The organism is Stieleria sp. (genome assembly GCF_041595215.1).
GTDB classification, from domain to species: Bacteria; Planctomycetota; Planctomycetia; order Pirellulales; family Pirellulaceae; genus Stieleria; species Stieleria magnilauensis.
Genome location: NZ_JBFHKV010000927.1, coordinates 1 through 3486, shown reverse-complemented (window position 1 = coordinate 3486; position 3486 = coordinate 1). Strand labels below are relative to the sequence as shown.

The window sequence follows — 3486 nt, the reverse complement described above, 5'->3', positions numbered from 1 at the left end:
TGTCCTCGAGTGGCGTTGACCAGTTTCACGCAGTCGTGGATGAAGACTTCGCTGACGTGAACGGCCTGGACCTGCGTCATCGCTTCGGTCAAGTCTTTGACGCTCAGTTTGTGTTCGTCTTCGATGGCGTCAAACATCGATTGCGGCACCGCTCCATCGCCCTGACGCTGCAGTTTCAGCTTCAATGCCCGTCGCACCACCTCGGTTTCTTCGACCGGCGTGGGGTAACGCAGGCGGTGGCACATCATGAACCGGTCCAGTTGCGCCTCGGGCAATTCAAACGTGCCGGCTTGCTCGACCGGGTTCTGGGTGGCGATCACCAGGAACGGAGCGGGCAGCGTGTGGGTTTCGTCGCCGATCGATACCTTGCGTTCCTGCATCGCTTCCAACAGTGCCGACTGCACTTTAGGTGAGGCGCGGTTGATTTCGTCGGCCAGCAGCAGGTTGGTGAACACTGGGCCTTTGTGGATGTGGAACTGGCCCGATTTTTGGTCCAGGATTTCCGAACCCAAAATGTCCGAAGGCAACAGGTCGATCGTGAACTGGACGCGTTTGAACTTCAGATCGATGGCTTTTCCGACCGATTGAACCAGCAGCGTTTTGGCGATCCCGGGCACGCCTTCGAGCAGCAGGTGACCGCCAGTCAGCAAGGCGATCAACACCCGTTCAACGACTTCGGTCTGGCCGACGACGGTCTGACCAACCTGTTCGATGACCGCTTTGGCAAATTCAGCGGACGGGGGGAAACCTTCGGCGGACAGAGCGTCCGAGGCCGGGGGAGGAGTGACTGCAGTTTCGGTCATGACGCCGTCGTTGGTGGTGAGAGAGAGGCTGCGGTGGTGATTACGGAGCACGATGGAGCGGGTTCATTTTAATCGCCGCCCCATCGCGTTAGGCGGTCGTTTTCGCGGTTCGAACGTTTTGCGGGAAGATTGTCCGTCACCGTCACCACCGCCTTCGAGGAGACCGGCTTGCAGACGCAATTCCCCGCACCCGAGGTTATTCAGCGCGTTCGGCCAGCAATACGTTCAGCGCGTCGTCCAGCTGTTGCAGCTTCAGCCCCGTGGCCCGGATGCGGCCGTTGCGATCGACGACCACCGTGACCGGTGCGATGCGGACATGGTAGGCCTGGGCGGTCCGGCCAGCTTCGCGGGGGACGGCAGCCGAGCCGCTGGTGGGTCGGGCTGGCGAGTCTTCGGCGGTGGCGGGCTGGGGGGCGGCGTCCAGGGCCATCGGGATAGCCAGATCGATTTCCGCTGCAAAAGCCCGCGTCGCCTGCCAGTCGCTCTGCCGATCACAGACGACGGCAAAGGCCACGCCCTGCGGCGAGTACTTGGCGGCGGTCTCGTTGAAGGATTTCAGTTGCTGTTGAGTGATCTTCATCCCCGGACGCGTAAAGTGCAGTACGCGTACAACGCCGTCCAAGTCGACTTCCTGCAACCCCTCGGGTGCGTCGGCGACAAGCTCCGCTTCGCTGCCAGCTTCCCCATCAGCAGGTTCACTGTCAGCGGGTTCGGTCGCCGCTTCGTCGGTGGTTTGGGGGGCGGCTTCGTTGTCATCGCCGGGCAGCCACCAAGCGGTCGCTTGGATCGACGGAGCGGGCTGGCCGTGTTGTTCTTGCCAGGCCCGCATCCATTCTGCCCCGCTGTAGAACCAGTCTCGTTGGAACGAGACCAACTGGCTGCCCTGGCCGCCAGAGCCGGACTCTTCGATCAATTGTTTGACGATCGTTTTGATGTGGCTGGGTTTGACGCCGGCGGCCCGTACGATGCCATTGCGGTCGATGATGATGTAGGTTGGAAAGGCGTTGATGCCGTAGGCTTTGGCTGTTTCTCCGGTGTCCAGCACAACCGGATAATTGATTTCGCGATCTTCGACCATTTGCGGGGCTTTGTCCCAGCCAGAGGTCTCTGAATGCATGCCGATAAAGACCAGTTCGTCCGGATAGGTCTCGACCAGTTCGATGTTTTTGGGGATCGAGGCCACGCAGGGACCGCACCAGGTGGCCCAGAAATCCAGTACCACCACTTTGCCGCGGCACTCGTCTAGCGTGGTCGATTCACCGATCCAGGTATCGGTCGACAGTTCGATCGCCGGGCCGCCCTCCAAGTTCGTCCGCACGGCCCCCTCGGGGTCGAAGTACCACTCGTCAGAGAACTCCGATTCGACGGCCCGTAGCGGTGCGGCGAAGAGGACCGTTAAACCGACCGCAACGGCGGCGTGGGCCACGATCCGCTTGATGCCCCCTTTGACGACTCGTCCAAGCAGGTTCACTGCGTTCGGCTGACGACTCAGGCCACAGCAGCCTTGGGTTTGAAAACGAGTGCTCATGTTGATTTCGCCGACGGGAAAGGGGCTGCGGAGCTGCTCTGTTGATGACAACTCACCAGACTATAAACTCATTGGTCACCGATGGCAAACAACCGACGTGAGGCTGCCGAAACCCCTGCCTAGCCGCTTTGTCCCCACCCAAGGCCGCCACTCCAATGCCATCTCCTTCAACAACAAAACAGGAGAGTTGTTCTTTATAGCGGAACATCGCGGGTGGCGGTGAATGTCGTCAAAACAAAAAAGAGGTAGCGGTGAGCCGTGGGCCGTCAGGCACCGGGTAGCGCGTGGGACCCGGCCGCTGACGCGCGAGCGGCTCACTAAATCAACAAGCCGTCAATGACACTTGCCATCACGTCGCAACGCGATTGCGACTGCGGCGACAGATCTCCCTCGACTCACGTTCGGTAACGATTTCGCGACGTCGCGTTGCGGCGTGAGGAAGACAAGTCGAAGCGAGTAGCTTGGATGACGGTACGATTGTCGAAACTCAAATGACAACGGCCGAAACTCTTGGCGAGTTTCGCTACAGGCGAGTTTCGCTACAGGCGAGTTTCGATACGGGCGAGTTTTGATACGGGCGAGTTTCGATACGGGCGAGTTTCGATACGGGCGAGATTCGATACGGGCGAGATTCGATACAAACTCGCTTTCGCTACGGCAGCGACCTCGATGGTCCACCGCAAGTGGCGCATCCGTTCGGAGACTTTCCCTCACTGCTGGAACCGTCCATAATAGATCACGAGCGAACGGATTGAATTTCCATTGCAGTGGACCGCCATCGCCTCAATTCGCGTGAGAGGCTTTCCATGAAACGGTTTAAAATATCTTGCTGGTGTATCCATGCAATGATGGGGCGTTTGAGCGTGCCGCTTCGCTGGCGAAGTCCAACCATGCAAAGCTGACCTTGCTGCGAGTCGAACGCGAACTGGCCGGAACCCAGCTGATCACGTCATCCGGCAGTCCTGCGTTAAAACTGCAGGATCTGGTCATCAAGGAATCAAGGTATAAAGGAATATCAGTCGCAACTGAAAGCGGCTATTGCGGCGGTGAAGTTCGACTAACCGATGAATGAAAGCCTCGCCGGAGTGTGCGATTGGGATCTGGAAACATCTTTTACGAGTTTGCACTGTTATTGGCGGCAGCCGGGGTTTTGGG

At 59.0% G+C, this 3486-nt stretch carries 3 protein-coding genes; 1 reads left to right on the top strand and 2 read right to left on the bottom strand.

Translation table 11 applies throughout. The features are described from left to right. Both ABX749_RS26385 and ABX749_RS26380 read right to left on the bottom strand, forming a co-directional pair. A partial coding sequence (locus tag ABX749_RS26385) for an AAA family ATPase (protein ID WP_372898634.1) occupies positions 1–803 on the bottom strand: 803 nt, incomplete at its 3' end. Between the two features lie 196 nt (positions 804–999). Then, a complete protein-coding gene (locus tag ABX749_RS26380; RefSeq protein ID WP_372898633.1) occupies positions 1000–2331 on the bottom strand; it encodes a redoxin domain-containing protein in 1332 nt (443 codons plus the stop codon). Between the two features lie 832 nt (positions 2332–3163). Between ABX749_RS26380 and ABX749_RS26375 the strand changes: the two genes are divergently transcribed. Next, on the top strand, positions 3164–3403 hold the full coding sequence (locus ABX749_RS26375) for a hypothetical protein (RefSeq protein WP_372898632.1): 240 nt from the start codon (positions 3164–3166) through the stop codon (positions 3401–3403). Positions 3404–3486 lie beyond the last annotated feature (83 nt).

Coding starts and splice junctions, on each gene's coding strand:
- ABX749_RS26380 (WP_372898633.1), bottom strand. CDS start 2,331: ATGAGCACTCGTTTTCAAACCCAAGGCTGCTGTGGCCTGAGTCGTCAG.